Consider the following 1,498-nt stretch of genomic DNA (forward strand, 5'->3'; position numbering starts at 1 on the left):
TAAGCTCTTCGGATCTCGGCAGCGGGCGGCGCGACGGCCGCGGCAGGCGATGGCGCCTCGGACGGCGCAGTTGGGGTCTCGGCTTCGCTTGCCCGCGGCCGGGCAGCGGCCGCTGCGGCCTGCCGCCCAGCCTGCAGGCGCGCAGGCGGCTCCGGCGGCAGGGGAAGGGTCTCCTGCGGCGCTTCCTCCGTTGCGCAACCCGCCAGCAGCACGAGGGCTGCCGCCGCGCCACGCCATGCAACACACCGATCCCGTCTGCCGACCATTTCCCTAGCTTAACATCATACGGCGGCGCTGGCAGTATCGTGAACCGCGCTGCGCCGTCAGCACACCGTTAAATACTTGCAATGCAATAACCTTTGGTTGAACGTCATGGCTACGGCGGGGCGTCGCGCCGCACCAGGAACAGGTCGTACAGGGGATGAGGCAGAGCTCGGGCCAGGTCGGCACCCGCGGGGCAACGCTGGGCGCGCGCCTCGTGCTCCTGGTGGCCGTGGCCGTGCTGCCGCTGCTGCTTGGGGCAATCGTGCTCGGCATCCTCCACGAACGGTCGGCGCGCTCGGCAGCGGAAGCGCGTCTGGTCGACGGCGCGCAGGGCATGGCCCGCGCCGTCGACACGGAGATCGAGGCGCGCCGCCAGGCGCTGCTCGCCTTCGGCAGCGGGATCGACGCGGCACGGCTCGCCACCGACCTCGCCGCCGCCGACAGCGCGGCGCGCCGCCTGGCGGGTGCGCTCGGCACGCCGCTCGGCGTGCTCGACCGCGGCCTCGGCATGCTGGTCGACACCAGCCAGCCCTTCGGCACGCCGCTCGCGTCCACGCCGGCCATCGCGGCCGGGCTGTGGGCCGTCGAGACGGGGCGCCCGCGGGTCAGCGACATGCTCTCCGGCCCGGGCGCGGCACCGCTGCCGCCGATGCTGATGGTGCCGCTGCTCCGGGATGGCCGCACCGAGGCGGTGCTCAGCCTCGCTCTTCGCCCCGACCGGCTGGCCGCCGCCATGGGCGCCGGGCGCGCGGTGCTGTTCGACAGCCGCGGCCGCGTCGTGGCCGCAACCGGCGGGCAGGCGGGCGAATTGCCGGACTGGCCGGTGCTGGTGGCGCTGCCGCGCGGCGTGGCGACCGCCGCCACCGCAGCCTCGGACGCGCAGGTCGTTGTCGCGGTGGCGACGCTGCAGGAGGCGCCGGAATGGCGCCTCGTCGCCTGGGCCCCGCCGGCGACGGCGGGATTCGGGCCCTTGCTCTGGGCGGCGGGGCTGGCGGTGCTGACGCTGGCGGCCGCCACGCTTGCGCTGCGCGCCACCTTGCGCGGGCTGCGCACGCCACTCCTCGGCTTGGCGGATCACGCGCGGGCTATCGCCGAGGCCCTGCGCAGCGACAGCCCCCTCCCCGACGCCCCGGCGCCGTCGGGTCCGGCCGAGATCGCGATGCTCGGCGCCGCCCTGGCCGAGGCCGAGGCCGCGTCGCGCGAGCAGACTCGCCGGCTGCGCGCCCTGGCCGAG

The 1,498-nt window shown here is 75.7% G+C and carries 1 protein-coding gene; it reads left to right on the forward strand.

The window, feature by feature from the left end:
- Positions 1-421: 421 nt before the first annotated feature.
- Positions 422-1,498 (forward strand): hypothetical protein (locus tag HW578_RS26450; RefSeq protein ID WP_198373680.1); only part of this gene is annotated, 1,077 nt, incomplete at its 3' end.

The organism is Roseomonas rosulenta (genome assembly GCF_016106005.1).
Taxonomy (GTDB): domain Bacteria; phylum Pseudomonadota; class Alphaproteobacteria; order Acetobacterales; family Acetobacteraceae; genus Neoroseomonas; species Neoroseomonas rosulenta.